The 3060-nt window shown below is 71.0% G+C and carries 2 protein-coding genes; both read right to left on the minus strand.

Translation table 11 applies throughout. The features are described 5' to 3' along the window. Window positions 1–99: 99 nt before the first annotated feature. Window positions 100–912 carry an ExeA family protein gene (locus tag G4D83_RS45050; RefSeq protein WP_163871142.1) on the minus strand — a complete coding sequence of 271 codons (813 nt, stop codon included), beginning with the start codon at window positions 910–912 and terminating at the stop codon, window positions 100–102. Further along, entirely contained in the window at window positions 909–2270 is a 1362-nt protein-coding gene (locus tag G4D83_RS45055; RefSeq protein ID WP_163871143.1) for a DDE-type integrase/transposase/recombinase, read from the minus strand. The genes G4D83_RS45050 and G4D83_RS45055 overlap by 4 nt, the downstream gene beginning before the upstream one ends. Window positions 2271–3060: the final 790 nt, after the last annotated feature.

The following is a 3060-nucleotide window of genomic DNA, read 5'->3' on the forward strand; positions in this document are numbered from 1 at the left end:
GTGTTGCGAGGCAGGCTGGTTGATGGACGAGCGCTCCGCCTGGTTGATGGGCATCACCGAGCGCGAGCGTCAGCGAGCGCGCTCGGTGATGGGAGCGGCCTACAGAGCGGCGGCGTCGGTGTCGAGCACGCGTGCGAGTACGTCGCGCTCGACGAGCTTCTTCTTGCGACGCGCGGCCTCGCGAAGCGCAGTGGTCGCGAGCCGGTCGATGTCGCGGTGAGCGCCGGAGGCAGCCTCGTGGAGCATCGCCATCGCGTCGGAGGCGAAGAGCTCTCGCTCGCAGCCCGCGTTCTTCAGGCGCAGGCGGAGGTACTCCGCGGTGTCATCGGGCCCAAGGGCGTCGATGGCGAGCCGGCGTGCGAGGCGGGAGGCGAGGCTCCGGTTGCGGCGCATCGCGAGCCGAGAGTCGAGTTCGGGCAAGCCGACGAGGATGAGGGAGAGGAGCGCCTTCGAATCCCACTGGTAGTTCAGGAGGATGTGGAGGTGGTCGAGCACGTCCTGGTGGAGCAGGTGCGCCTCGTCGAGGAGGAAGACGGGGTGGACACGCTCGCGACCGAGTTCCTCCACGTGGCTGGAGACGGCGTAGAAGACAGCGGCGGCGGTGGCGGACGGCGTGAGTCCGAGGGCAAGACACAGCTGGCGGTAGAAGTCGCGGCGGCCCAGCGTGGCGTTGTGGCAATAGGTGAGGCGGAAGCCCGCCTGGGGAAGCCGGTGACGCAGCGCGCGCAGGACGCACGTCTTGCCGACACCGGGCTCGCCCACCAGCATGACACTCTGCCGCTCGCGCACGGCTTCGCAGAGCTCCTCGACGAGGCCCGTCTTGGAGGCCGGCAGCCAGAGGTCCGCGTCGGCAATCTCCTTGGAGAAGGGCGCCTCGGAGAAGCCGAAGTGGGTGACGTAGGCGGGCGTCATGACTCACCTGCATCGCGATGCCGAGGAGGACGTCCGACGGCGCGGTCGAGCAGAGCCAGGGGCGGGTCAAACGCGGGGTGTGGCCGGTACGTCTCGTCGTGGACGGGAGGCCGACGCAGCGGCCTCTTGCGGCGCGAGTTCTTCACGGCGTCGACTGGGTGGAGGGTGTAGCGCTTGCCTTCGAATTCGGCCCAGGGCGTCTCCCCCAGGTCGACAAGGCAGCGGCACAGGTACACGAGGCGCCCGGCGAGGTGGCCTGCGTCGAGCTCGTAGTCGGCACCGTCGACGACGACGGTGGTGTCGCGACGCACGCGTCGGCGGGTACGGGTGGTGAGGGCCTCGCGCAGCTTCGCCTCGTCGAAGCCATCGGGCGCCCGGGGCGCGGCCTCGAAGACGGTATTGGGTGTCGCGCCCATGAGGGCCGCGTGCGAGGTGACGTGGTAGTGCGCGTCGAGGAAGGCGCAGAGGCGGACATTGACGTCGTGCAGCGAGGCGACGGGCCCGAGGAAGTCGAGGCAGCCCTCGCGCAGCGTGCGCCAGAAGCGCTCCATCTTCCCGCGGGCGGGGGCGTCATAGGGCCTGGCGTGCAAGAGCGACGTGCCGATGCGAGCGCACGCGGTGGCGAGCGTCTCGCCCCGGTACGTGGCGCCATTGTCCAGGTAGAGGGCGTCCGGCGGACCGTGCTTGCGCAGGGCGCGCACCATGAGGCCAAGCATGTCCACCTCGCGCTCGGTGTGGTGGGCCTCCAACGCCACGACGTACCGACTCGCGTCGTCCAGCAGCGCGTGGATGCGCAAGGGCAGCGACTTGCCCCCGACGGTGAGTCCAGGTCCGTGACACACGTCCGCGTGCCACAGGGCCATGGGGCGCTCGGCCTGCCAGCGCAAGCGCGTCTTCGTGCCGCTGCCGTCGCGCATCCCGACGCGGTCGAGTCCTGCTTCCGCGAAGAGGCGGCGCACCGTCGTCGACGAGACGGCTTCCTTCTCGAGCCGGCCATCGGTGACGAGCGTACGCAGGATGAGCGTCACGGACGCGGACGGGTACTCCCGCCGGATGTCGAGCAGCAGCTCGCGCTGGGCCGCCGAGAGCTGCTGGGCGCGGCCCTTGTCGCTGCGGCCGCGCGGGGCGAGGCCTGAGAGTCCGCGCTTCTTGTACGCGTAGTACCAGCGTTCGAGCGTGGCCGCCGAGTAGCAGTGGCTCACCTTGGCGCCCGGCGGCACGAAGCGCTGCTGGGCGAGGGACTCGAGCGCCGAGGCGAGCTGGCCTCGCTCCATCTGCGCCTGGGTGAGGACGCCGATGACTCCGTGGCGAAACACCGCCACCGCCTCGGCGTGGGACTTCGGGGTGAGGCTCTTCATTTCGCGCGGACTTCCCGTCCCCCCCTCATCCCGGCATGGGCCTCTTGGGAGAGCAGACGCCTACCGTCCCGCCATAGGCAGGCCTTCGAGGACGGGGCATGTCGGGTGGGACGCACTTGCGTGCGAGGTGAGCCGATGGCCGCGGAGCAAGCCCCTCAGTGAGCGCGCTCGGCTCCCCGGAACGAACAGGCGGACAGCGATGGCGGTCCCGTCGAAGGGAGCGCAAAGGCGGCGACTGTCGTCGCCGCTCGTGCGGCCACCGCTCGCGCCGTCCAGTCCGTGGGCGCCGGCCGTACGCAGCACAGCAGCGTCCCGACTCTGGCCTCCCCGGCCCAGCGGCAGAGGGCATCCCAGCGCCCAGCGCTCCCTGGCCCCACCACCTCCCACGGACTCACTCGCCTGCGCACCGCCGCGGCCGGCAGCGACTCGAGGCCCCACAGGGCGAGCGCCCAGGCGATGGCCGCGAGCGAATACAGCTTCCTGGCCAGCACCTCCGCGGGCACTACCGTCTGCGACACGCCGCACGCACGGCAGCGGTAGCGTCGCACGCGCAACTCCACGAGCACGGGCGACGCGCCAGCGTCCAGCGGCCCGCGCACCTGGCGGCTCCGGCTGCCATGCCCATGAAGCCCCAGGGGAGCTCCCACAGGGCGGCTCGCCGCTCCGCAAGCGGCGCAGCTCGCCGGACGTACAGCCGAGACGGACGGCATCTGTGCCGCCCAGGACTTGACGCCGACGCGCGTCCGTACGACTTCTTGGGGGCCTCGCTTCTCTCTCACACGTTGAGCGG

This window comes from Myxococcus eversor, assembly GCF_010894455.1.
Taxonomy (GTDB): Bacteria; Myxococcota; Myxococcia; order Myxococcales; family Myxococcaceae; genus Myxococcus; species Myxococcus eversor.

Excerpts from the sequence above, each read along its gene's own strand:
- G4D83_RS45050 (WP_163871142.1), bottom strand. The coding sequence starts at position 912 with ATGACGCCCGCCTACGTCACCCACTTCGGCTTCTCCGAGGCGCCCTTC.
- G4D83_RS45055 (WP_163871143.1), bottom strand. The coding sequence starts at position 2,270 with ATGAAGAGCCTCACCCCGAAGTCCCACGCCGAGGCGGTGGCGGTGTTT.